This is a genomic window from Endozoicomonas sp. 4G (assembly GCF_023822025.1).
Taxonomy (GTDB): Bacteria; Pseudomonadota; Gammaproteobacteria; order Pseudomonadales; family Endozoicomonadaceae; genus Endozoicomonas_A.
In genome coordinates this window covers 440,094-464,239 of sequence record NZ_CP082909.1, presented here as the reverse complement: position 1 = coordinate 464,239, position 24,146 = coordinate 440,094, and the positions used below count along the sequence as shown (strand labels likewise).

The following is a 24,146-nucleotide window of genomic DNA, read 5'->3' as shown; positions in this document are numbered from 1 at the left end:
TTTGAGGTTTGCTGATCCGGCGGCTCCTAGCCCTTCGCAGGTCAAGCCCGATCATCAGACAATAGGTCAACTGTATTTAACAATAAGTAAGTGGACGAACGGTCCCTGAATGGAATGTCTGATCACAATAAACTCACCTCACCAGAAACTCAGGCCACCCGAAGCCAGTTCAGTAGCAGACTGAGCTTTATTATCGCCGCTGCCGGCTGTGCAGTGGGTGTGGGAAATATCTGGAGCTTTCCAACCCAGACCGCACAAAATGGCGGTGCAGCTTTTGTTCTGGTCTATCTCTGTTTCTCATTTCTTCTTGCCTACCCTACTCTGGTGGCTGAACTCACCATCGGTCGCTACAGCCAAGCCAATTCAGTGGCGGCTATGACCCGCCTGGATCACAGGAACTGGGCCAGAAAGCTGGGCTTTATCACCAGCATCATGGGGTTGCTGACACTGACTCTGATTTACAGCTTTTACAGCATTATCGGCGGCTGGTTCACAGGCTTCGCCCTGGCCCCGATCTTTGAATTGAGCGGCCTGCACCCGGTGGCCAGCTGGCTGACTGACTTCAACCTTTACTCAACGGTTCTGGTCACTCTGGTTTTCATGGTGCTGACAACACTGATCGTCATTGGCGGGGTGAAAGAGGGTATAGAGCGCTGGTGCAACAGGCTCATGCCTGCCCTGTTTATTATTTTGTCGGTGCTTATTGTCTTCGCGCTGACCCGACCCGGCGGTATGGAGGGGTTAAAAGCCTACCTGATTCCGGACTTTTCGAAACTGCTCAATCAACAGCTTTTGATTTCAGCCCTTGGGCAATCTTTCTTCTCCATGTCTCTGGGTGTGGGCTGCATGATGGTTTATGGCTCTTATCTGAATAAACAAGCCAACCTGCCACTTACCGCTTTTCAGGTGGCACTGGTGGACAGCTCAGTGGCATTTCTCGCCGGTCTGCTGATCATCCCCTGTATGTACGCGGCCATGCAGCAAGGTATAGAGATTTACACCGCAGCAGGACAGCTTCACAGTGCTGACACTCTGGTTTTTAACGTACTGCCCACCTTGTTTAATCAACTGGGCGTGGCTGGGCAACTGGTTGCCCTGGCTTTCTTCGTGCTACTGGTCATTGCTGCACTGACTTCATCTATTTCTCTGATTGAGCCAACCATAGCCTTTATGGTGGAACAGCTCTCTTTTCAACGCCACCGCGCCAGCTGGGTCATTACGGTGATCTCAGCCTGCCTGTCGGTTTTCATTATTTATCACATTGAAACGCTGCTGGGTCTGGCCGTTAAAGTCGCTACTCAGTATCTGCAACCGGTTCTGTGCCTGCTCATTGCTATTTATGGCAGCTGGATTATGCGTCAGAACCGCCTGCTCAGGGAATTGAGCCATGGCTATCCCGAAATTCGCAACAGTCTGTTCTGGAAGATCTGGCCCTGGTATATCAGAACCATTTGCCCCGGTCTGATTCTGATACTCTTTCTAAGCAATCTCTGATTTCTTATAATGGTCAGCTTTTTTAATAATGAAGTTGCATATATGAGTGTGTCCTCCTGGTTATCTCTGTTAGCTATCTGCGTCCTTGGGGCGATCTCTCCGGGCCCCAGTCTCGCCGCCGTCATGAAAAGTACGCTTCAGGGTTCAAGAAATCATGGTCTGGTGACCGCCATCGCTCACGCAACAGGTATTGGTATTTATGCGTTTCTGGTCGCTGCCGGTATGGCGGTCGTCATTACCCGGACGCCCTGGCTGTTTGAGCTGATCACCTGGCTCGGTGCTGCTTACCTGGCCTGGTTGGGTTACAAGGCTATTAGCGCCAGTGGTACATTCATTGCTGATGTACCAGGACAGCAGGCTTCATCCCTCTCTCTTCGTCAGGCCGCTTTGGATGGATTCCTGATCTCTTTTCTTAATCCCAAGATCGCCGTCTTTTTTCTGGCTCTGTTCAGTCAGTTCGTTACAACAGAGACGACACTGGCAACAAAGCTGTTAATGGCCCTTATGGCGACTTTATGTGATGGTCTCTGGTACTGTCTGATTGCTGGTGTTGCTGGGCACGCCAGTATCCTGCCGACACTGAGAAAAAGAGCAAAACTGATCAGCAGGCTGTGTGGGGGGTTGCTGATTCTGGTGGCGTTGAGGATTTTGATGATGTGATGTCTGGGGTAGTTCATGAGTTTTGAACAAAAGAACAGAAACATTGTCAGAGTAAGGAAGCAGTCTACAAGGAAGTGGTTAAAATGAACCCAAGTTCAGGCATGTCAGGAACAACTACGGAAAGTGTCGCAAGGGAGTATTGCAATTCAGCGTCAGAACCAGAATCGTCTGGTTATTTTTCACATTTTAATGTGAGAAAGGTTGCGGAGAAAATTGCAAAACGCTTTCCTGTCTCAGAAATAACAGGTCATATTCCAAAAAGTACTTTCTGGTTCACGAACGAGTATCCAGAAGGCATGAGAGGCTGCGAGCTTTCATTAGCTAAAACCATAACTAAACTGCGTGAGTCCAGTTTCCCTGTAAAAGAAAGAAGAGTATCCATCATAACAGGTGAATCAGGCTTACTGTCGAGCATTCCTGAGCTTTCATGCATTTCAGAATTAATAATACAAGTTGACAGCAACCCGCTCCTTTTAAACTTTACTGCAGAGTTACTCAAACAATTAAGCAATGTAACTTCATTCAATCCAAAAAAGTATCATCAGATAATCTTATCATCTCTGGAATGTTTAAAAAGAAAAGGATTTCCCAGTGATGCATACGTATCGGAAGTTATGGATTACGCTAAAGCATACAAAAAAGCAATGAGAGATCTACACTGCTTTTCATCTCAAAGACGATTTGAGGCGTTTAAATCAGCCTTAAACAAATGCTATATACAGGCTATAGAAGCAAACTATTTCTCAAAAAAAGACATGGTCAGTTTATTTGAAATACTGGCAGAAGAAGGGTTTGAAGTCTCTTATTTCAATATTTCCAATGTATGTGAATACTTGTTTGACTTCTACGACATGAATCCTTATGACGGTCTGGTTAAAGATATGGAAAGTACCGCTCATATAAGAGCTATGCCTCTCGCTGAAGATGCCGTTTGTGCTTATTCTTCGTTACTTTCAACTCATGATCATACAGGCACCTGCACGAAAGATTTATTTTTTGACCGATTGCATCAAATAAATAAGTCAATGGTTTTACGCATGATAGAAAAGCTTTCCGCTACAGATAAACCTGATATCGATAGTATCACTTCTGCCTGTGTGGCATTAGCCAAAATTGATCGTACCGATGTAAAATCATCGATGTCTTTTTTAAGATTGCTTTTGGCACATATCACTGACGAGGAATCCACGGCTTTACTTTCCAAGGTTGCAGAAATAGAACACATTTTAAGTAAAAACAAAATGTACGACTCTGAGTCTGGAAACAAATTCATGGACGTCATAAAAATGGCAACAAAAAAAGAACAGCCATACATTTGATTTCAAATGTCTGAAGTGATCTTTTCTGGCATTCGTTCAACCTGCTTAAAAATTAGCCTCGTCAGTAAAATCTATGGATCATTTCTGGTTCAGGCAGATGGCCCAGTGTAAGCGCTCATTTGAGGACGTCTTCAAAAATCACAACCTGACTGCCAGTCTTTCTCCTGCAAACAACGCAGGAGATGCGAAGCATGAATCAACTAACGAAACCCTTTACCCGTCTCACCCCCGAACAGTGGCAGCAGATTATTGACCAGCAAATGGCCGGCGGTTTGAGCCAGAAAGCTTTTTGTCAAACTCAAAACATCAGTCTGGCTACCTTCACAAACTGGAAACGTAAACTACAAATACATCTATCGCCTGGCACAGTGCCCCGCCAGTTATGTCATCCTGAAATACCAGCGCGAAGTCGTACGCCACAAGCCCAGCCAAACCCTGACGACAGTAGCTGCCCCCTCCGGCCTGTTTGATCGCAGCTTTGCCGACGTCAGTTTTATCGCAGGCCTGCTGGTCGAAAAATACCGTTTCCATGCGCCCCTTTATCGCCAGCACCAAAAGCTTGAATCCAGCGGTATTACCATCAGCCGTGGAACCCTGACACACCTTGAACAACGCGCCGGAGACCTGCTCAAGCCCATCGCTGATGAAGTACTCAACAGCTGCCTGGAAAGCCGGGTTCTCGCTCTGGATGAAACCCCTGGCAAAGCAGGCCGTAAAAGCAAAGGCAAGATGCAGAAAGGGTACTTCACCAGATCACCCATGCCCAGTGCTGGACACACAACAGGAGATACTTCGTCAAGTCACAGGATGCAGAGCCGGAAGCCACCAAAGAGGCGCTGGACTGCATAGGTGCGATCTATAAAGTCGAAGACGAAATTCGCAAAGCAGAACTGCAAGGTGAAGAAAAACGGGAATATCGTCAACAGAAAGCCAAACCTCTGGTTGACCAGTTCTTTAACTGGCATGAGAAACAACTGCAACGCCTTGACCTGGTGAAAAGCAACCCACTGAGTAAACGTAAACAAACGGGAAAAAGAGCTACGGGTCTATCTGGATGATCCGAATGTTGCCATTGACACCAATCACCTGGAGCGTGGCCTTAGATGTATCCCAATGGGGAGAAAGAACTGGATGTTCTGTTGGACAGAGCAAGGCGCAGACAATGTTGCCGTGTTTCAGACGTTAATCGTCAGTTGTCTTCTTGCAGGCATTGATCCATACAAGTACTTCGTCGATGTGCTCCAGCGCATCAGTCTCCATCCGGCTCGAGATATCCGAGAGCTAATCCCGCGAATTTGGAAAGAGAAATTCGGGGCCAATTCGTTAAAATCCGATCTCGACAAGTAGGGGGAGTCTGCCCCCTGCTTGAACGCTTACTCTCCCATAGTTTGCAGGAGAAAGACTGGCAGTCAGGTTGTGATTTTTGAAGACGTCCTCAAATAAGCGTTTACTCCTAAGTGTGGCTTGCCCAAATGCCAGATGGCACACTGCTCCAGCGTGGGAACGAGTTGAAATTCATGCTGTGGATCAGGTTTTGAGGTTGTCATGACTATTTTGTTAGGGGTGCTGTCGTTGCTGTTATGAACACTTCTCGAAGAATGTAGCTCTAAATATTTACTTATATTTATCAAGGAAGGGAAAAAATATGGATTCACCTATCAAGCCAATATTAACTGTATCAACTATGGCACTGCCTCAAACGATAGATGGAAGTGCAGCTTCTCCTGTGACAGTAGATCCTTCAAGTAAAAAACTTGTCTTTAAAGGTGATGATGAACTCAAACCAGAAATATTAAGGACAAGAAAAGAACTAGGGGAATATTCTGTTGCAAATCTGCATAGTTCTATTTTGCATAAAAGCAAAGGTGATCAACTTTTACTCACACAGCCTGATAAGCTGCTTGGTAACAGTACTGCTCGCGAAGAAAGTAAAGTTATAAAAGCTTTCAAAAAAGGGGGTGTGACTTCTAATCAATGTGTCAAAATTTGCAGGTAGCGACTACCTTTATCAGAGTCTGTATTTTTAGAAGTCCGTAGTCATGTCTGCCAGCACTCTCTCATCAAACACTCAAGAAACCCAGATTGTCATCACCATCCAACACGGTAAGTCGATGCTGGAGTTCGAAGAACACCTGCAATCCAGCCTGAATGAGGCAGGTTCACTTGCTTCAGCACACCAGCTGGAATACATGGATACCGACGGCTCGCCTATCAAGGTAGGTGGCGTCAAGATGACCACCAAACGCAAAAAAGAACCCAAGGTCTACGAGACACCCTGGGGGGCAGTTAAAGTTGCTCGCCATGTCTACCAGAGCAGCTGTGGCGGTGAGGTCTTCTGCCCCCTTGATCAAAATGCCCGGATCGTCGTTAATTCTACACCCGCTTTTGCTCGTATGGTGAGCTGGAAGTATGCTCAGATGGCAGCACCGCAGGTTCATGAAGACTTACGGCAAAACCATGGCCGTGCCAGCAGTCGCTCCACCTTGAGAGACCTGTCGGATGTGGTAGCCAGCATCGCGCAAGCCAAAGAAGAAAGATGGACATACGACATCCCACAACTGCCTGCACCGGTAAAAACGATAGCTATTGGGCTGGATGGGGCAAATCTCCTGTACTACGAGGGTTACCGGATCGCCATGTGCGGCACTATTACCTTGTACGACAACGAGGGTGAACGACTCTATACCCTTTATTGCGCAGCAGCACCGGAGTACGGCAAGCAAACATTTATTAAGCGTTTTTCATCGGAAATTCAGAAGATAAAAACGCGCTACCCTGATGCGACCTATGTGGGTGTTGCAGACGGAGCGGCAGACAACTGGTCATTTCTGGAGCCACTGACATCGGTGCAGGTATTGGACTTCTACCATGTATCTGAATACGTTGCTGATGCAGCCGAAGCACTTTATCCGGGCAAGAAGGCGACAGGTGACCGGCAAGCTTGGCTGAAGCAAAAGCTTCATGACCTGAAACATGAAGAGGGAGCAGCAGAAGCTTTATCACGTGAGCTGGAGCAGGCCTCACCTGGTAATAATCGGACGGCTTCCTTAGAAAAACTCGTCAGTGCCAGAACCTACTTCAAGAATCACTGGCATCAGATGATTTATCCAGACGCAAGGGAAAGAAACCTTCCTATAGGCTCAGGTGTTACTGAAGCCGCCTGCAAAACACTGGTTAAGCAACGAATGTGTCGATCTGGAATGCGATGGAAAGATCAGGGTGCATCTATGTTATTGACCCTGAGAGCCTTGGTCTGTTCAACAGGACATTGGGACGAGTTCTGGTCAAAAGTAGACAGGTATGGATTCCCCATAGCCCATAATCTACCTGCCGCACATTGATTAGGCAGCACACCCAAAAAAGGAAAAATTATTGCCAAAATGCTAGCCCGGATATTTCATAAACGTGCTCCCGATCTCGCTTGTCCTTTGCCGCTCTAAGGGAGTTTTGCTCAGTCGACCGTACTCCCCGGTACGGCGCTCCCTCGCAAAATCCCTTAGAGCGACAAAGTCCTGCGCGAGATTCGGGGCGGTTTATGAAATATCCGGGCTAGAAGAACCCAGACGATTTTCCCAAAAAATCTTTTCTCTGCCCACACGTTTTGACAGAGTGAGTAGAGAGGTGGATGAGCTAAAACATAGAAAATGCATTCTAGTCTCATCAGCAAGCTATGTCTCTCCCAATATTCCAACTCAGTTATTCAGAGACATAGGCTTTCTTCTTGAGCGTGATAAGTGCGAAGTAAAGGCTATATATTCGAAAGATGCGTTTACACAATTACTTGATAATGATGGAGAGCTTTGTAAATGGAGTAAAAACAGGCATAAATTTGTAAAATCTGAACGTTTAAAAAAAATAGATGATGAGGGATCTGGGTTCGTTGATATTTCAATGTTGAAAACTTACTTGCACTTTGCATTACAGGATATTTACTCGAGACTTACAGGTCAAGATATTCGGGTTTTAATACCCAGAAAAGCCGTGGATTTATATGATGTTAAAAAAAATGAAGAAACCAAAAAACTAAAATATCGTGAACTGAAAACCACTTTCAAAGGGAATTACCGAACGGTAATGGGGAGTCACGAATTTAAAGAAGAGTCCATTTCTGCACTACAAGACTCATTGAACGCAACGTATAACTCAAAAAAATGCCCTTTAGAAAACGAACTTATTATTTCGTACGCAAAAAAATCCATTATTGGAATTGTCGTTAATTTTGCACGATATGAAAAACAATATGGAAAAAATACTGAGACAGGTTTATCTAGTCTCATTGTTAATGACATTTTAGAAGACTGTAAATTATTTCAGGACTTAGTGAAGAAAGAGCTAGGAGTTGAGCTGGATGTTTTTCTTTATAATCCTGATACTTGTGAACTGTCTGTTTTGAAGAGAGATGCTTCCCACTAACGATTCCGCTACCTGAATCGACATATACGACTATATCAATCGGGGTGATAGAAAGGCAGTTACACCAACTGCCAGTGGATTGTTTCCGACCTCCAAAACCACTTAGGCCAGAGTTAGGTCAATGGCACTGACTTAAGCCTTCCCCCCCCGAAATACCAAGGCTTACCCAAGGAGAAAAACGACTAAGAGTGCAATCTCGTAGACTCAAGGTGTACCAACGGACAGCGGCTTAAGTCAGTGCTATTGGCCTAAACAGTCCCTTATACTTACTCACTGGTGAAGTAAGGCCATGGCCTGCTTAGGGTCGTTACGAAACATAATCAATAATGATCTGGCCGGCCCGAGCGGTTTTCTCACTTTTTGCTCCCATCCCTGCACCGTCTTGATGCTCACTCCAATCAGAGCCGCAAACTTCTCCTGTGAGAGGTGTGTAGCCTTTCTGATAGCCACAACATCAATTTCCTCATATTTGAACGACCGTGAAGGCTTTTTAATGCCTTTGTTAATGTCGATCGCTTCCTTGACGCTCTCCACCAACTCATCAAAGTTAAATTCATGGTCACTCATTGCAAAACTCCCTCGCTAGTTCTGACAGTACTTTTTTCTCGGCACTGGTTAAGTCTGTTTGTCGGCTTTTAGTGTAGGCATACAGCATGTAGAAGGTATCTTCACTGACTTGCCAGTAATAGATGGTCCTTACACCACCGCGCTTGCCAGAGTCACCCAACTTCCAGCGGAACTTACGCAGCCCTCCTGTTCCTTTGATGACGCTACCAATATCAGGCTGTGCAATCATAGCTTCCTGCATGGCACAATAATCATCGTCAGACATGAGTTGAGTGATGATTTTGGTAAATACACTGGCTTCTACAAATTCCATAGTTAATCCTACAATGTAGTAATAAATATACCACAATGTGGTATTTCTACAAACTGAAACCCGTCAGAGCATCATGGAAAGGAGCAGGTCATACTCTAGCACCCACTTCTGGTTTGATGGCAGACCCTTTTAATTCCTCTACTACTACCGGAGCATGGGCTGGCTCTGTAGTCGGGCCGACTCTTTATCACAAAGGGGAGTTCTATAATTCCTCACGGATGGGATCACCAACAGCCATTCCAACCAATGCCACCGTTACCTTTGTTTACTGGAGTTGGAACATTACCAATAAACCAGAAGGGCTGATTGTGTATCTCTGCGATTCTATCGGTGGTTGTTTAAGAGTCACTGACTATCAATCAGCTGGTAGCGAGGATTTCCGTGGGCGCTCTGCAAACGCAGAGTACTATTTTGCTTTTGGTGTTCCTGGTAGCGGCAGTATCTTTCCAGTGCCTTCTGGTATGAAAAATAACCTTGTCGTGAACTGGACAAGCAATAACTGATTCTGGATGTTTTAAGGTGAGAACCGACACTCTCACCTTTTATTCTCTCTCAAACATAACCTATTTTCAGCTTAAAGCTCTCAGGCTGGTTAGCATACAGTTCGTATATTTTTTCCAATATCTCTATTGATGATGTTCCTTTAGCCTTTTCTTTTTCATACAGTTCGATTCTCTGTTGCCTGAACAAATCAGCCTCAGCTCTGAATTTTGTACTGTAGCTGGTATCGGTGACCGGTGTTCCATCCAGATACTTATGGTCAGCGATTTTTGAACTCGTCGGTGCTGGGACGAAGAGAAAATTAATACCATAGGCAAATCTTTTAGCGTCAATAGCAGCCTGTCTTGGGTTATTTTTATAATATTCAATCTCTTGAGAATCTAATGTGTATGCCTGTTTTGTACTGATCTTATTTAAATCCCTTGCTTGTTCACTGATCTGAACTTGAACTTCCTCTTTAATTGTAGAGCTCTTTGGTGCCGTAAGAGGGTTCCTTGCTATACCGGCAGCAGTCGCATTGTACCGGTTAGTTAAGATTGAACCAATTTCCATGAAGGTATCCTCTAAATGTTCTGATGTTGTTTTTATCGTTCAGCTTTTCCTTTGTTTTAGTAAGGTGTTTGATTTAATGGGTGCCTATCCGAAAGCAGCAGCTGCTCACAGGCCTTAGAAAGCGGCTTAAGTCATTGCCATTGATTCATGGATGTCATCAAAACGGCAACAAAAAAAGAACAGCCATCCATTTGATTTCAAAGTCTAAAATGATCTTTTCTGACATTCGTTCAACCTGCTTAAAAATTAAAAACAGTCAACTGTACAAGTACTTGAATAAACCTGCATAGATGCCATAGTGGATACACATCCATATAATTTTATTTGGAGCTAGCTGTCGATGATCGTTCAAATTAAAAAATGGGGTAACAGCCTTGCGGTTAGAATACCAGCCAAGGCTCTTGCTGTTTCAGGGTTAGGTGAAGGCTCCTGGCTGGAAGTCAATTCTTTGAAGGGTGAAATTCTTCTGAAGGAATCAAAACAAAAGGTCAAATACACCCTGGAACAAATGTTTGATGGCTATGATGAAAACAGTTTTGAGCCCAGTCAGGAAGATAGGCATTGGATGGACAATATATAAGGTGCACGACAGGCTCTATACAACATACAGCCTGTCATCCATCATTCCTTGTCAGTCCAAAAACGACACATCCCTGACAGCACCCTTATCAGCACTAGTCACCATCGCAGCATAGGCTTTCAATGCCGCAGAAACCTTACGTGGACGCTCTTTTAAAGGCTTCCAGGCGGCCTTGCCTTTCGCTGCCATCTGAGTACGACGCCCGGCCAGTTCTTCATCAGACAACTGCACGTCAATGGTTCGGTTAGGGATATCGATACGAACAATATCGCCTTGCTCCACCAGACCAATATTACCGCCCGCTGCCGCTTCAGGGGAAGCATGACCAATGGACAGTCCGGAAGTGCCGCCAGAGAAACGACCATCGGTCAGGAGCGCACATTCTTTGCCCAGACCTTTGGATTTCAGGTAGCTGGTTGGGTACAACATTTCCTGCATACCGGGGCCACCTTTAGGGCCTTCGTAGCGGACGATAACGATGTCACCGGATTTTACCCGACCTTCGAGAATATCACTGACCGCATCTTCCTGGCTCTCGCAGATATGGGCAGGCCCTTCAAAAACCAGGATGCTTTCATCGACGCCAGAGGTTTTTACCACACAGCCGTCCAGGGCAATATTACCCGTCAAAACTGCCAGCCCGCCTTCCGTGCTGTAAGCATGTTCCAGTGAACGGATACAACCTGATTCACGATCATCGTCCAGCGTTGGCCAGCGAGTTTCCTGACTGAAGGCTTGTGTCGTACGAATACCGGCAGGGCCCGCCCTGTAAAATGTCAGCACCGATTCATCTTTAGTCTGTTTGATATCCCATTGAGCCAGACCTGCGGCCACAGTTTCACTGTGCACGGTCGGAATATCGTGGTTCAACAACCCTGCCCGATCCAGTTCACCTAAAATGCCGAACACGCCACCGGCACGGTGGACATCTTCCATGTGGTATTTCTGGATGTTAGGTGCCACCTTGCACAGCTGAGGCACCTTGCGGGACAGGGCATCAATGTCTTTCATGGTGAAATCGACACCGGCTTCCTGTGCCGCAGCCAACAAATGCAGAATGGTATTGGTGGAGCCACCCATGGCGATATCCAGACTCATGGCATTTTCGAAGGCTTTATAACTGGCGATAGAGCGAGGCAAAACAGACTCATCATCCTGTTCGTAGTAACGCTTGGTGATATCGACAATCCGCCGACCGGCTTCGAGGAACAGTTGCTCGCGATCAGCGTGGGTGGCCAGCATGGAGCCATTGCCCGGCAAAGACAGGCCCAGGGCTTCCGTTAGGCAATTCATGGAGTTGGCCGTAAACATACCAGAGCAGGAGCCACAGGTTGGGCAAGCAGAACGCTCGTACTCAGCAACAGTTTCATCGTCGGCATCGGAAGCCGCGATCACCATGGCATCCACCAGATCCAGGCCGTGCTGGGCCAGTTTGGTTTTACCGGCTTCCATGGGGCCACCGGAAACAAATATCACCGGGATATTCAGCCTCATGGCGGCATTGAGCATTCCGGGCGTAATCTTGTCGCAGTTGGAAATACAAACCAGGGCATCGGCAGTATGGGCGTTGACCATGTACTCAACGGAGTCAGCAATGATGTCACGGCTGGGCAGGGAGTAAAGCATGCCATCGTGGCCCATGGCGATACCGTCATCGACGGCGATGGTATTAAATTCTTTGGCGACACCACCGTGTTTTTCAATTTCTCTGGCCACCAGCTGTCCCATGTCTTTCAGATGAACATGGCCGGGAACAAATTGAGTGAACGAATTGGCTACGGCGATAATAGGCTTTTTAAAGTCATCATCCTTCATACCCGTGGCGCGCCAGAGCGAGCGGGCTCCAGCCATATTACGACCGTGGGTCGAGGTTCTTGAACGGTATGCAGGCATGACTCACTATCCTTTCTTTCGGGCTGGTTTCTGGTTCTTAACCCTGAAGTTTTAGAGAGGACGCTCTCTGTTGTCTTCGTGGCGGATTGGCGAGTATAACAGAATGCCAGGAGCCGGATAGGCTCCCGAAAGGTAATGTGGGCGGGAATTAAGCTACGTGTTCTATCCGACGACGATTATACTCGTTCACCATGCTGTCGATGACAGACTGATCGTACTCCCGCAGGTTGGCCAGAACCATGGTTTTTTTCCCTTCTCCCACCACTTTGCCAGCGTCTCTGAAGATAAAGCCCAGGGTGACGTTGCCCCGTTTGCCATTCACTTCCAGGTGAGACTGTGAGGCCTCTATCTGCGGGTCTTTCAGGTCAATGGTATCCAGATGCACCGACATGGTTTCATAGATAACCAGAGGCCGTGCCACATTAATCATGACATTCTTCTCTTTCATCAGGGGCACCAGCACATGAGGGAAGTTTTCACCCGAAAACGCTACATAGGCCCTGACCAGTTTTGCAATCAGGTCAGCGTCGTTTGTTTGCTCACCGCTGTGCTCAATCCTGAGGTATTCCTTGTCATTCTGGTCACAAATAATTTTCTCACCGTTACCGGCATCGGCAATGGACAGGGCAACGCCATCGCTGACCATGCCGCTGAAACTCACTCTCATGTCGGGATATAACCCTTCAGAGCTGAGGATTTTGGCAAACAGGAGGTCGCCGGGGACACAAAACTTTTTGGTGTCCACATCATGCAGTGGGTTGAAGTCATTGGCGACATTCTTGGCAAAATCACTGGACTGCTGACGAGTGAATGAGAACTGGTTGTTGTCCAGCTCAGTACAATATTGATCTAAAAACATAATGTTATTCTGTTGGTCGGATCTTCCGGGAGCGTGACCGAAGCGCAATCTGTTTCAGATTGACTTTGACTTCCTCAGGGCAGCGACAATCAAAACCAGAGGACTCGCTAAAACTCTGGCAACTGGTTGACAGTATACGTCAAACCTTAAACAAACGACTGTTGCTAAAACGTAGCCGTTTGTTTCAGCGCTTCAACTATTGATTTAAGTGTTTGATTAGTAAGTTATTTTCATTACCACCTCAGAAACCGGGACGTGCGGATTGTATCAAAGCTGTATCAAAGCGTTTGCCTGAAAAACTGCATGATCCATCGAGCCACCAGCTCATTGTCAGGATCGTCTTTCAGTGACGCCATACCCTTGAGGACCCGGTCCCTGGGGATCGACTCCCGACGTGAGTTCATCAGGTCTGCTGAGTAGGACTTGGTGAACTCCGGGTGCCCCTGGAAACTGATAAAACCATCGCCATATTGCAGCATAAAATTGGGACAAAAATCACTGCTGGCCAGTACTCTTGCTGAAGAGGGCAGCTGAATGACCTGATCCCTGTGACTGACCAGCAGTTTGAAGTCCTGAGCCGCAGGCTGCATCCAACCGGGCTGTTGGGTGATGTGATTGTACGACATACCCACACCCCAACCTTTATCGGCCAGCGCCACTTTCCCCCCGAGACTGCTTGCCATGACCTGGTGACCAAAACAGATACCCACCAGTTTGCAGCGATCTTGGTATAACCGTCTGATAAACCTTGCCAATAAAGGTATCCATGGCAAAGGATCATAAGCACTGTGACGACTGCCTGAAATCACCCAGCCGTCGCACTCGCCGGTGGTTTCAGGGATCTCGCCATCCAGAACCCGGTAGGTGATCATCTCCACATCCGGGTTCTGCTTACTTAGCAGGGCCAGAAACATATCCGGATAGTTGTTGTGACTCTTTCGCAGTTCCGGCGCAACGTCATCACACAACAGCAAACCGACTTTCATCACAGGTCTCCTCGAATGGCATCCTGAACTATCCGCTGATATTCAGCCGCAGAGAAAGGAATTGGGTTGCCGGCGGCTGAAGGATCAGCAAACGCCATCTGCCCGACTTTATCCAGCTGGCTATCATCAATGCCGATTTCAGCCAGGGTATGGGGGATTTTCAGCTGTTGCCTGAGTTCGATGACCCAGCTGAAAAAAGCGTCAAAGCCCGGAGCAGGCAGATCAAGAAAACGACTGAGAGCCGACAGTTTATGACCAATCACGGCTCGGTTTACCTTCAAAACATAAGGCATCAGCACGGCATTCAACAATCCATGATGAGCGTCATATAAAGCCCCCAGCGGGTGCGCCAGAGCGTGCATAGCACCCAGACCTTTCTGAAAGGCGGTGGCTCCCATAGTGGAAGCCACCAGCATCTGGTGCCTGGCTTCAAGATCATCGCCTTGCGCCACCGCTCTGGGCAGATAATCTTTTACCAGACGAATGCCTTCCAGTGCGATACCCGCAGCCATGGGGTGATGATAAGGCGAACAGTAAGCTTCAAGATTATGAGACAGGGCGTCCATTCCGGTGGCGGCAGTGAGCCTGGCTGGTAAGCCGCAGGTCAGTTGTGCATCCAGAAGCACAATGCCGGGAAGCATACCAGGATGAAAAATGATCTTTTTTACCTGTTTATCCTGATGGGTAATTACGGAAGAGCGCCCCACTTCCGAGCCGGTACCGGCGGTGGTGGGCACGGCGACCACAGGCAGCATCCCCTTTTCATTCACTCTCAGGTAGTTATCACCGATATCTTCAAAATCCCAAATTGGACGACTCTGTCCAACCATTAAGGCAATGGCCTTGCCTGCGTCCAACGCAGAGCCTCCGCCAAAAGCGATCACACCATCATGGTCGCCTTTTTTACAGGCAGCGACACCAGCAGCAACATTCTCACCGGTTGGATTACCCTTGATCCCAAAAAACAGACCGCACCCGGAAAGTGCAGAACTGACCCGTATCCGGGCGTCTTCAATCATGGGCAGCTCAGACAATCCCGGATCAGTAACCATCATCGGGTTTTTCATTCCCAGCTCAATACAGGCAGCAGGCAGATCTTTGATGCGGCCAACACCAGCACGGATAGCCGTCGGAAAATTCCAGTTGGCAGTGTACTGTTCAATGTTCATTGACGTCTCCTTACTGCTTTAACCGTGCTTGATGTGGAAAGATTTAGGGCGGGTCAGGGCATCAAAACCCAACACCGACAAGGTGCAGCCCCGACCTGAGTTTTTAATACCGGTCCAGGCAAGCGCCGGGTCAAGGTAGTCGCAGCGATTGACAAAGAAAGTGCCGGTTTGCACCTGACGACCCAGCTCAACCGCCCGTTCAATATCCCTTGAGAAAATAGCGGCCGTCAGTCCAAACTCACTGTCGTTCATCAGGCCTACCGCTGCTTCATCGGAGGAGACTTTCTGAATTCCCAATACCGGCCCGAAACTTTCTTCGGTCATCACCCGCATATCGTGATTCACATTCGTCAGCAATTGGGGAGCAAGATAGGGTGTACCCGGTTCATGCTTTGGAAACCAGGTTGGGTCAATATGAGCAACAGCACCTTGTGAAACCGCCTCTTCCACTTGCCGTCTGACAAAGTCCGCAGCACTGCTTTTTACCAGAGGGCCGAGCGTGGTTTCGGGATCATCGGGCCGTCCGAGGCGATATTGCTTAACCAGCGAAATAGCCTTTTCAACAAAGGCGTCATAGACGGCTTCGTGCACATACACCCTTTCGATGCCACAGCAGGATTGACCGGAGTTAAAGAAAGCGCCATCTATTACCGTGTCTGTTGCTGCATCCAGATCAGCATCTGCCCTGACATAAGCTGGATCTTTGCCACCCAGCTCCAACCCCATGCCAATAAATCGTCCGGCAGCGGCTTTTTCTACCATGGCTCCAGCAGACACTGAACCAGTAAACGCCACATGCTTTACGGCATCACGCTGAATCAGATACTCCGTGTGCTCATGGGATATATGCAGGTACTGAAAAAGCCCTTCCGGCAGGCCTGCTTTGAGAAAGGCTTCGACCATACGCTCAGCACAAAGAGGGGTTTGGGCAGAATGCTTCAAAAGCACGGCATTACCGGCCAGCAATGCCGGCATGATGCTGTTGATGGCGGTCAGGTAGGGATAATTCCAGGGCGCTATGACCAGCACAACGCCCAGGGCTTGCTTGCAGATATAACGGGTAAACCCTGCTTTTTCAGGTACGGTGATGGGCTTCAGTGCTTCACTTGAGGCGGCAATCATATAGCGGGCACGCTCTTCAAACCCGGCCACTTCCCCGGCAGCGTATTTGATCGGCCTGCCCATCTGCCAGGTGATTTCACTGGCAATGTCGTCTTTCTGAGCGACGAAGTTATCCACAGCTTTGCTGCAGATTCTTTGCCGTTCCTCGAGATCAATCTTTTGCCAGTCAGACTGCACTTTCTGAGCCTGAGATAAAGCTTGATTAATCTCTGAAATATCCGACAGTGGGCGTTCAGCAACCACCGAACCATCTACCGGTGAAAGTGTTATTTGTGTTTTATTCATTGTTTTAAATCCGTTGGAAGTGGTCAGATAATTTCGAAATAACGATCCATTTCCCAATCCGTAATATGCTTTCTGAACTCTCGCTCCTCCCACTCCCTGGAAGCAGCATAATGTTCGACGAAAGCATCGCCCAACATCGTTCGGGCCGCTTCGGATTGCTTGAATTTCTGAGCCGCCTCCCAGAGTGTTGAAGGCAGTGCCTGATGGGGTGAGTGATTCTGCTCGTAAGCATTACCTTTCACCTGCTCCTCCGGCTCCCATTGATGAATAATACCCTGCAAACCTGATGCCAATGCCGCAGAAAGTGAAAGATAGGGGTTGGCATCCGCAGAGCCAAGCCGGTATTCCACCCTCTGTGACTTCGCTGAGCCCGGAATAACCCGCAATGCGGTGGTCCGGTTTTCAACCCCCCAGGTGGCATCGGTTGGGGCCCAGAAACCGGGAATCAGTCGGGTGTAACTGTTAACCGTGGGAGCCAGCATGGACAGGAATTCCGGCATTAATCGCTGCAAACCGGCAATAAAGTGTCTCTGTGTCTGACTGATATTGTGTTTCTGGCTGGGATCAAAAAAGGCCGACAGCCCATCCTTTTTGTTGAACAGCGACAAATGAATATGACCGCTCTGCCCCGGATAATCCGGTGACCACTTGGCCATAAAGGTCGCCATCAGCTCGTTACGCTGTGCCAGCACTTTCATAAAGGTTTTAAACAGTGCGGCTTTATCTGCAGCATTTTCAGCGGTATCAACGGCAATGGCTGCCTCGATCACGCCGGGCCCGGTTTCGGTATGAATGCTTTCGATGGGAAAGTCCATCACCTCAGCCATTGCCAGTATCTGGTGATAAAGGTCGGAATGCGCTGAGTTTCTTATTATGGAATAGCCAAACCAGTCGGGCGTCAGTGGTTTGAGGTTTCGAAAGCCTTTTTCCCGAACCGATTCCGGGGTCTCCTGGAACATAAAAAATTCATATTCCAGTGCCGCACGGGCATCAAAGCCCATATCTGCTGCTTTTTCTATCACTCTTCTCAATGTGCCCCTGGGGCAGAGGGCTTCGGCCTGATCCTTGAATTCTGCCATAAACAGCAGCATACCATTTTCAAAAGGGATCTCCCGGCAGGAATGGGGCAGGATTCGAACCGGGGCATCGGGATAGCCGGTATGCCAGCCGGTGTATTTTACGTTGTCATAAAGCTGGTCTTTACTGTCCCAGCCGAGGATCACGTCGCAGAAGGCAAAGCCGCTTTCCAGAGCTGAAAAAAACTTGGCCTTGCTCATGTATTTGCCGAGCATGATGCCATCGTTATCGAAAAGGCCGACTTTTATGTGGGTAAGTCCTCTTTCTTCAACAATTTTTTTAGCATCTTCAATGGTTTTGACATCTCTGGGGTTGTGCATAGTTGGTACTCGTTTTTTTAGTTGTCCTGGTAGCAGGATGGACGACCGCCCACCTCGGTGCCATGCCTTATTATTCGGGTAATATGGGATTGATGCCAGTTAAGAGGGGCTTTAAGCTGTTTTTAAGCGGTTGCAGAAGATGGAGTGGCACCAGAAGGGTTAGGTTTCTGGCGGGATTGCATTACTTTCTCCTTTTCACTGGTTTCAAAACAGGCCAGGATTTATCCATAACTTGTTCAAAATACCAGTCGATTACAGGGGGGCTGAATAGTCACTTCTATTCTTTATCACCCTTCTTTCTTTTCTTGTTAGATGGCGGCTGGTCATACGCTTTTCTTTTGGGTCTCTTGAGTCTCTGGTCGGCAGGCAGGTGGGTCTGTTTGTGCCTTTTCAGATGGCCCGCCTGGATGGAGTTGTAGTCGCAGCCCTCATGGTCACACTGGTATACCCTGAGTCTCTGGTCAGCAGGCAGGTGGGTTTGTTTGTGCTGTTTCAGATGGCTCGCATCTCCGGTGCTGTAATTACAGCCTTCATGGTCACACTTGTGTACCTTGAGTCTCTGGTCGGCAGGCAGGTGGATCCGTGTGTGCCTTTTCAGATTGCCTGCCAGATTGGTGCTGTAGTCACAGCCCTCATGGTCACATTGGTGCATCCTGGGTTTCTGGTCGGCAGACAGGTGGGTTTGTTTGTGCGTTTTCAGACTGCCACTGCTGTGGGTTCTGTAGTTGCAGCCCTCATGGTCACACTGATGCACCTTGGGTCTCTGGTCGGCAGGCAGGTGGATTTGTTTGTGCGTTTTCAGACTGCTCCTGTGCTCGGTTCTGTAGTTGCAGCCCTCATGGTCACAATGGTGCACCTTGGGTCTCTGGTCAGCAGGCAGGTGAGTCTGTTTGTGCCTTTTCAGATGGCTCACCAGATTGGTTTGGTAGTTGCAGCCCTCATGGTCACACTGGTGCACCTTGGGTCTCTTGTCAGCGGGCAGGTGGGTCTGTTTGTGCTTTTTCAGATCGCTCGCCCATTTGGTGCTGTAATCGCAGCCCTCATGGTCACATTGGTGCACCTTCGATCTTATGGGTCTCTGGTCGGCAGGCAGATGGGTCTGTTTGTGTTTTTTCAGATTGCTCGCCCATTTGGTGCTGTAATCGCAGCCCTCATGGTCACACTGGTGCACCTTCGGTCTTATGGGTCTCTGGTAGGCAGGCAGGTGAATCGCCTCTGACTCAGTGGCTATTTCACTGTCTGAAATGGACTCCTGGCCAATCATTTTTAGTCTCAGAGTCGCACAATACTCACTGATTTCGTTTAATGCTCGAAAAGGGTCAGGTGTCGTGTTTACACACTGAACATCCGTTTCGGTATCAGTTTCGTCTTCTTCAGAACGGTTGTCGCTGTTTTCATCAGAGGTAGCCTTGTCTTCACTGTCAGAATCATCACTAGAGGCTGCCCGACTACAAGCCTTGGCTTCGACGCCAGAGTCAGGAGAGACGCCGGTGGCAGGAAAAAAGCAATAGCGAGTGCCTGGCTTTAAGAGGGTGTCATCATCGAAGCAAAAGAGCAAAGGCAACCTGTTTTCCTGAGCGTAGCCATTGAAGCAATACACAGAAAAAGCAACGGCCAGAGTCAAAATCAATGGTTTTTTCAATAGCAAGGATTGGCTTCCCAGTCGTTGAACTGTTTATTGGTAAATCAGGTTAGTCAAAATCTGGAAAGAGATCGGAGGTTTCTATTGGATCTGTTTTTAAAGGTTGCAGAAGATGGAGAAGCGCCAGAAGGGTTAGCTTTCTGGCAGGCCGCTTCAAGGTAGCCAATTCTTTTCCATAATCTGCTTAAAACTCCAAGGACACTCATTAGGAAAGTCTTTAACCTTACACTCCATAGCTTCAGCAGCTTTTCTACGAGCCAGTTTATAAGCCAATCCCAATACTTCCTCTACTTTAGGTTTTAATCCCGGGTTTTCATCGAGTTCTTGTTCAACATCAACTCGCTGCGTATTAATGGTGACTTTCCAACTACGATACCATTCATCCATATCATGTAGGTCATCCTTTTTAGTCGCTTGCATCTGCCATTTAAGTAAATGAAATAAGAGCTGCTTTAAACAGTTTTTCAACGTACTGCATTGACTCTTACCCATCGACTCTACTTCCTCTATGAGATTTTCAATATCCAGTTCGTTTAACTTGCCTTGTTTTAATAGCTCAGCTTGTTGACAAGTCCAGCTATAAAAGTCGGTGTCATATAAGTTGTTCATAGCTCAACTCCGTTCAATGGATACCAGTCTTCAGTCATTAACTGATCGTAAGACCAGGGGCATTCGTCAGGAAAACTACTGTTATCCAGTTTTGGGCATTTGGCAGGGATATGCAGATTCATTTCCCAGATAGCGTCTTTTTTCCCATCAGGATACGAATTTTTTAATATGTCACTCATCCGTGGTTTTAGACAAGGATTTTTACTTATTAATTTATTGATGTTATTCCTTGATCTATATATGGTTTTTACCCACCCTTTAGGAACTCTCTCGGTGGCTACTGTGTCCCTTAACACCGTCGTTTGATAATCACATTTAAGAAGATGGGTTACTAAAGTAGATAAGTAGCTCTCCAGACTGTCTACCTTGGATTCTATACCCAACTCCAAATCCTCCAACAAATTTTCTAAATCCAACTGGTCAAAATTACGATCTCTCAGCAAAGCCACCTGATTGGATAGCCACTGATGATAGTCAGTCTCATATAAGCTATTCATCGTTTTACCTCAACTGTATATCCTGTAAACAAAACGCCTCCATTGCCCTACCACTGTAGGCAAACAACAGAAAGGACGCAAAATGAATTACCAAAGCACAGATGCCTTTGCCGGGGGCTACCAGAAAACTGTACTTCAGAGCGGCACAAAATCACGAAAATACCAGTCGATTACAGGGGGGCTGAATAGTTACTTCTATTCTTTATCACCCTTCTTTCTTTTCTTGTTAGATGGCGGCTGGTCACAGGCTTTTCTTTTGAGTCTCTGGTCGGCAGAGAGGTGGATCCTTTTGTGCGTTTTCAGACTGCTCGCCAAGTCGGTGTTGTAGTTGCATCCCTCATGGTCACAGTGGTGCACCCTGAGTCTCTGGTCGGCAGGCAGGTGGATCTGTTTGTGCCTTTTCAGATCGTTCACCCATTTGGTGCTGTAGTTGCAGCCCCCATGGTCACACTGGTGCACCTTGGGTCTCTGGTCAGCAGGCAGATGGATCAGTTTGTGTTTTTTCAGACTGCCCCTGTTGTCGGTTCTGTAATTGCAGCCCTCATGGTCACATTGGTGCACCTTGAGTCTCAGGTCGGCGGGCAGGTGGATCCTTTTGTGTGTTTTCAGACTGTTCGCCACGTCGGTGTTGTAGTTGCAGCCCTCATGGTCACAGTGGTGAACCTTGAGTCTCTGATCGAAAGGCAGGTGGGTCTTTTTGTGCCTTTTCAGATTGCCCGTCTCGTTGGTGCTGTAGTCGCAGCCCTCATGGTCACACTGGTGAATCCTGGGTCTTTTGGGTCTCTGGTCGGCAGGCAGATGGGTCTGTTTGTGTTTTTTCAGATGATCCGCCCGCACGCTGTTGTAGTCGCAGCCCTGATGGTCACACTGGTGCACCTTGGGTTTCCTGGGTCTCCGGTCGGTAGGCAGGAGAGTCTGTCTGTGTGTTTTCAGAGGGTCCGCCGAGTCGGTGCTAGTGGCTATTTCACTGTCTGAAGAGGGCTCCTGGCTAATCATTCTCAGTCTCAGAGTCGAACAATACTGACTGAATTCTTTTAATGCTCGAAAAGGGTCAGGTGTCGTGTTTACACACTGGACATCCGTTTCGGTATCAGTTTCGTCTTCTTCAGAACGGTTGTCGCTGTTTTCATCAGAGGTAGCCTTGTCTTCACTGTCAGAATCATCACCAGAGGCTGCCCGACTGCAAGCCCTGGCTCCGACGCCAGAGTCAGGAGATACGCCGGTGGCAGGAAAAAAGCAATAGCGAGTGCCTGGCTTTAAGAGGGTGTCATTATCGAAGCAAAAGAGCAAAGGCAACCTGTTTTCCTGAGCGTAGCCATTGAAGCAATGCACAGAGAAAACAACGGCCAGAGTCAAAATCAATGGTTTTTTCAATAGCAAGGATTGGCTTCCCAGTCGTTGAATTGATTATTGGGAAATCAGGTTAGTCAAAATCTGGAAAGAGGTCGGAGGTTTTTATTCTTTATCACCCTTCTTTCTTTTCTTGTTAGATGGCGGCTGGTCACACGCTTTTCTTTTGGGTTGCTTGGGTTTCCCGTGTCTCTGGTCGGCAGGCAGGTGGGTCTGTTTGTGTTTTTTCAGATTGCCCGCCTGGTTGGCACTGAAGTTGCAGCCCTTATGGTCACACTGGTGCTCCTTCGGTCTCTGGTCGTAAGGTAGATGGATCTGTTTGTGCCTTTTCAGATTGCACTTCAGCTCGGTGCTGTAGTTGCAGCCCTTATGATAACACTGGTGCACCTTGGGTTTTTTGAGTCTCAGGTCAGCAGGCAGGTGGATCTGCTGATGCTTTTTCAGATCATCCGCCCGGTAGGAACTGTAGCTACAGCCCTGATGGTTACACTGGTGCACCCTGGGTCTCTGGTCGACAGGCAGGTGGGTCTGTTTGTGCCTTTTCAGATTGCCCGCCTCGTTGGTGCTGTAGTCGCAGCCCTCATCGTCACACTGGTATGCCCTGAGCCTCTGGTCGAGAGGCAGATGGGTCTGTTTGTGTTTTTTCAGATTAACCTTCCGGTCGGAGCTGTAGTTGCAGCCCTGATGGTGACACTGGTGCAACCTGGGTCTCTGGTCGGCAGGCAGGTGAATCGCCTCTGAGCCAGTGGCTATTTCACCGTCTGAAGTGGACTCCTGGCTAATCATTTCCAATCTAAGAGTCGCACAATACTCACTGATTTCGTTTAATGCTCGAAAAGGATCAGGTGTCGTGTTTACACACTGAACATCCGTTTCAGTATCAGTTATGTCTTCTTCAGAACAGTTGCCGCTGTTTTCATCAGAGGTACCCTTGTCTTCACTGCCAGAACCCTCATCAGAGGCTGCCCGACGGTAAGCCTTAGCTTCGACAGGATGCTTCAACTCCCACCATTCAATAGCCTCGTTCTCTTCTTCAATACAAGGCTTCGGGATGTTGAAAAGTGCTTTACCGATGGCCAGAGCGAAGAGCAAAGGCATACTACTTTCCTGAGCATGACTATTAGAGCAATGCACAGAAAAGGCCATGGTCAAGGTCAAGGTCAAGGTCAACGGTTTTTTGAATAGCAAGGCCTGAGTTCCCAGTCGTTGAACTGTTTATTGGAGAATCAGGTTAGTCAAAATCTGGAGAGAGGTCGGCCATTACAGGTGTGATGCTGTATGGATATTAGAGCTTGGGTGCACTAGTTTTTAAGCAACCGTATCATCTGAAGACTTTCAAAAATTTTCTTTTTATCGTTTTCGGACAAGTGCGTGACATTGACCGTGCTGTCAAACTCTTTCTGCATATCACTCTCAAAGGTTCCACCAGCCTCAAGATATTCGCTGATTTTTATCACGATCTGATCACCAAGCTCGAGAAGCCTGGGTCTGACTTCAGAAGCCAGGTCACGATGTTTTTTATTTTCTGGGCTGGCAGATAACCATTCCGCCCGGTATCGATATTGAATCGCCTTGGCCGCATCCATCTGAGCCTGAAAAAAACCAGTGATGGAGCCTGGTTCTAAACCAGCCTGCTGAGCGTTAGCCAGTGCTTTCTCAAGCACTTGTTTTTCTCTGGTCAAATCTTCAACAGCACGATGGTTCCTGGCCTTAAATAAGGCTACATCCTGCATATAAGTCAGTCGCTGGTTGATCAATTCAAAGATTCCATTCGACATTGTATCTGCAACCGTCAAGGTGGAGAGTGTCAAACAGAGCAACCCAGTTACAACAAGCTTCATCGTTACCTCAACAATTCTTAGCGCTTAAAACCAGTCCCTTGCTATTTATTCAGCCGTGACACCCTGATTATATTAAGTAACTAATAGAGTATCTGCC

Annotated in this window: 25 protein-coding genes; 8 read left to right on the top strand and 17 right to left on the bottom strand. The window is 47.7% G+C overall.

Features of this window, described 5'->3' with window-relative positions:
• Nucleotides 1-114: 114 nt before the first annotated feature.
• The 3 genes from K7B67_RS02245 to K7B67_RS02235 all read left to right on the top strand — a co-directional run bounded on the left by K7B67_RS02245 (nt 115) and on the right by K7B67_RS02235 (nt 3,473).
• Nucleotides 115-1,494 carry a sodium-dependent transporter gene (locus tag K7B67_RS02245; protein WP_252178747.1) on the top strand — a complete coding sequence of 460 codons (1,380 nt, stop codon included), beginning with the start codon at nt 115-117 and terminating at the stop codon, nt 1,492-1,494.
• A gap of 42 nt (nt 1,495-1,536) precedes the next feature.
• Nucleotides 1,537-2,154: a LysE family translocator gene (locus K7B67_RS02240; RefSeq protein ID WP_252178746.1), complete on the top strand. Its 618-nt coding sequence runs from the start codon at nt 1,537-1,539 to the stop codon at nt 2,152-2,154.
• An 83-nt stretch (nt 2,155-2,237) separates the two neighbouring features.
• Nucleotides 2,238-3,473: a hypothetical protein gene (locus tag K7B67_RS02235; RefSeq protein WP_252178745.1), complete on the top strand. Its 1,236-nt coding sequence runs from the start codon at nt 2,238-2,240 to the stop codon at nt 3,471-3,473.
• Between the two features lie 321 nt (nt 3,474-3,794).
• On the opposite strand, the gene K7B67_RS02230 is transcribed toward K7B67_RS02235, so the two are convergent.
• Both K7B67_RS02230 and K7B67_RS02225 read right to left on the bottom strand, forming a co-directional pair.
• Complete coding sequence (locus K7B67_RS02230; protein ID WP_252178744.1) at nt 3,795-4,085, bottom strand: hypothetical protein; 291 nt, start codon at nt 4,083-4,085, stop codon at nt 3,795-3,797.
• Between the two features lie 188 nt (nt 4,086-4,273).
• Nucleotides 4,274-4,438, bottom strand: coding sequence for a hypothetical protein (locus tag K7B67_RS02225; protein ID WP_252178743.1), 165 nt, complete (start codon nt 4,436-4,438; stop codon nt 4,274-4,276).
• Nucleotides 4,439-5,118: 680 nt separating this feature from the next.
• Here K7B67_RS02225 and K7B67_RS02220 point away from each other — a divergent pair.
• The 3 genes from K7B67_RS02220 (at nt 5,119) to K7B67_RS02210 (ending at nt 7,886) form a co-directional block, all read left to right on the top strand.
• Nucleotides 5,119-5,469 carry a hypothetical protein gene (locus K7B67_RS02220; protein ID WP_252178742.1) on the top strand — a complete coding sequence of 117 codons (351 nt, stop codon included), beginning with the start codon at nt 5,119-5,121 and terminating at the stop codon, nt 5,467-5,469.
• 43 nt (nt 5,470-5,512) lie between these two features.
• A complete protein-coding gene (locus K7B67_RS02215; protein WP_252178741.1) occupies nt 5,513-6,814 on the top strand; it encodes an ISKra4 family transposase in 1,302 nt (433 codons plus the stop codon).
• Between the two features lie 280 nt (nt 6,815-7,094).
• Entirely contained in the window at nt 7,095-7,886 is a 792-nt protein-coding gene (locus tag K7B67_RS02210; RefSeq protein ID WP_252178740.1) for a hypothetical protein, read from the top strand.
• A gap of 270 nt (nt 7,887-8,156) precedes the next feature.
• On the opposite strand, the gene nadS is transcribed toward K7B67_RS02210, so the two are convergent.
• A complete protein-coding gene (gene nadS / locus K7B67_RS02205) occupies nt 8,157-8,453 on the bottom strand; it encodes a NadS family protein (protein WP_252178739.1) in 297 nt (98 codons plus the stop codon).
• Nucleotides 8,446-8,766 (bottom strand): type II toxin-antitoxin system RelE/ParE family toxin, encoded by a 321-nt coding sequence (locus tag K7B67_RS02200; RefSeq protein WP_252178738.1) that lies wholly within the window; start codon nt 8,764-8,766, stop codon nt 8,446-8,448. Before K7B67_RS02200 ends, nadS begins: the two co-directional genes overlap by 8 nt.
• Nucleotides 8,767-8,882: 116 nt before the next feature.
• Here K7B67_RS02200 and K7B67_RS02195 point away from each other — a divergent pair, with 116 nt between their 5' ends.
• On the top strand, nt 8,883-9,269 hold the full coding sequence (locus K7B67_RS02195; RefSeq protein WP_252178737.1) for a flagellar protein FlhE: 387 nt from the start codon (nt 8,883-8,885) through the stop codon (nt 9,267-9,269).
• Nucleotides 9,270-9,318: 49 nt separating this feature from the next.
• On the opposite strand, the gene K7B67_RS02190 is transcribed toward K7B67_RS02195, so the two are convergent.
• Nucleotides 9,319-9,819: a hypothetical protein gene (locus K7B67_RS02190; RefSeq protein ID WP_252178736.1), complete on the bottom strand. Its 501-nt coding sequence runs from the start codon at nt 9,817-9,819 to the stop codon at nt 9,319-9,321.
• 340 nt (nt 9,820-10,159) lie between these two features.
• Here K7B67_RS02190 and K7B67_RS02185 point away from each other — a divergent pair, with 340 nt between their 5' ends.
• Nucleotides 10,160-10,399, top strand: a complete 240-nt coding sequence (locus tag K7B67_RS02185) for a hypothetical protein (RefSeq protein WP_252178735.1) — start codon at nt 10,160-10,162, stop codon at nt 10,397-10,399.
• Nucleotides 10,400-10,450: 51 nt separating this feature from the next.
• Here the strand turns inward: K7B67_RS02185 and ilvD are convergent, their stop codons facing one another.
• From ilvD to K7B67_RS02125, 12 genes are all read right to left on the bottom strand, one after another.
• Entirely contained in the window at nt 10,451-12,292 is a 1,842-nt protein-coding gene (ilvD, locus tag K7B67_RS02180; protein ID WP_252178734.1) for a dihydroxy-acid dehydratase, read from the bottom strand.
• Between the two features lie 148 nt (nt 12,293-12,440).
• Entirely contained in the window at nt 12,441-13,151 is a 711-nt protein-coding gene (locus K7B67_RS02175; protein WP_252178733.1) for a DUF3581 family protein, read from the bottom strand.
• A 278-nt stretch (nt 13,152-13,429) separates the two neighbouring features.
• Nucleotides 13,430-14,137 carry a GMP synthase gene (locus K7B67_RS02170; RefSeq protein ID WP_252178732.1) on the bottom strand — a complete coding sequence of 236 codons (708 nt, stop codon included), beginning with the start codon at nt 14,135-14,137 and terminating at the stop codon, nt 13,430-13,432.
• Nucleotides 14,137-15,306, bottom strand: a complete 1,170-nt coding sequence (locus K7B67_RS02165) for an iron-containing alcohol dehydrogenase (RefSeq protein ID WP_252178731.1) — start codon at nt 15,304-15,306, stop codon at nt 14,137-14,139. Before K7B67_RS02165 ends, K7B67_RS02170 begins: the two co-directional genes overlap by 1 nt.
• An 18-nt stretch (nt 15,307-15,324) precedes the next feature.
• Nucleotides 15,325-16,713: an aldehyde dehydrogenase family protein gene (locus K7B67_RS02160; protein ID WP_252178730.1), complete on the bottom strand. Its 1,389-nt coding sequence runs from the start codon at nt 16,711-16,713 to the stop codon at nt 15,325-15,327.
• A 23-nt stretch (nt 16,714-16,736) separates the two neighbouring features.
• Nucleotides 16,737-18,110 carry a glutamine synthetase gene (locus tag K7B67_RS02155; protein WP_252178729.1) on the bottom strand — a complete coding sequence of 458 codons (1,374 nt, stop codon included), beginning with the start codon at nt 18,108-18,110 and terminating at the stop codon, nt 16,737-16,739.
• A 277-nt stretch (nt 18,111-18,387) separates the two neighbouring features.
• Nucleotides 18,388-19,758, bottom strand: coding sequence for a hypothetical protein (locus K7B67_RS02150; protein ID WP_252178728.1), 1,371 nt, complete (start codon nt 19,756-19,758; stop codon nt 18,388-18,390).
• A 147-nt stretch (nt 19,759-19,905) separates the two neighbouring features.
• The gene (locus K7B67_RS02145) at nt 19,906-20,361 is read right to left on the bottom strand and encodes a DUF29 domain-containing protein (RefSeq protein ID WP_252178727.1); all 456 of its coding nucleotides are present in this window, start codon (nt 20,359-20,361) and stop codon (nt 19,906-19,908) included.
• Nucleotides 20,358-20,858 carry a DUF29 domain-containing protein gene (locus tag K7B67_RS02140; RefSeq protein ID WP_252178726.1) on the bottom strand — a complete coding sequence of 167 codons (501 nt, stop codon included), beginning with the start codon at nt 20,856-20,858 and terminating at the stop codon, nt 20,358-20,360. Before K7B67_RS02140 ends, K7B67_RS02145 begins: the two co-directional genes overlap by 4 nt.
• Nucleotides 20,859-21,053: 195 nt before the next feature.
• Nucleotides 21,054-22,238: a hypothetical protein gene (locus K7B67_RS02135; RefSeq protein ID WP_252178725.1), complete on the bottom strand. Its 1,185-nt coding sequence runs from the start codon at nt 22,236-22,238 to the stop codon at nt 21,054-21,056.
• Between the two features lie 75 nt (nt 22,239-22,313).
• A complete protein-coding gene (locus tag K7B67_RS02130; protein WP_252178724.1) occupies nt 22,314-23,396 on the bottom strand; it encodes a C2H2-type zinc finger protein in 1,083 nt (360 codons plus the stop codon).
• A 113-nt stretch (nt 23,397-23,509) separates the two neighbouring features.
• Nucleotides 23,510-24,049, bottom strand: coding sequence for a chorismate mutase (locus K7B67_RS02125; protein WP_256484679.1), 540 nt, complete (start codon nt 24,047-24,049; stop codon nt 23,510-23,512).
• Nucleotides 24,050-24,146: the final 97 nt, after the last annotated feature.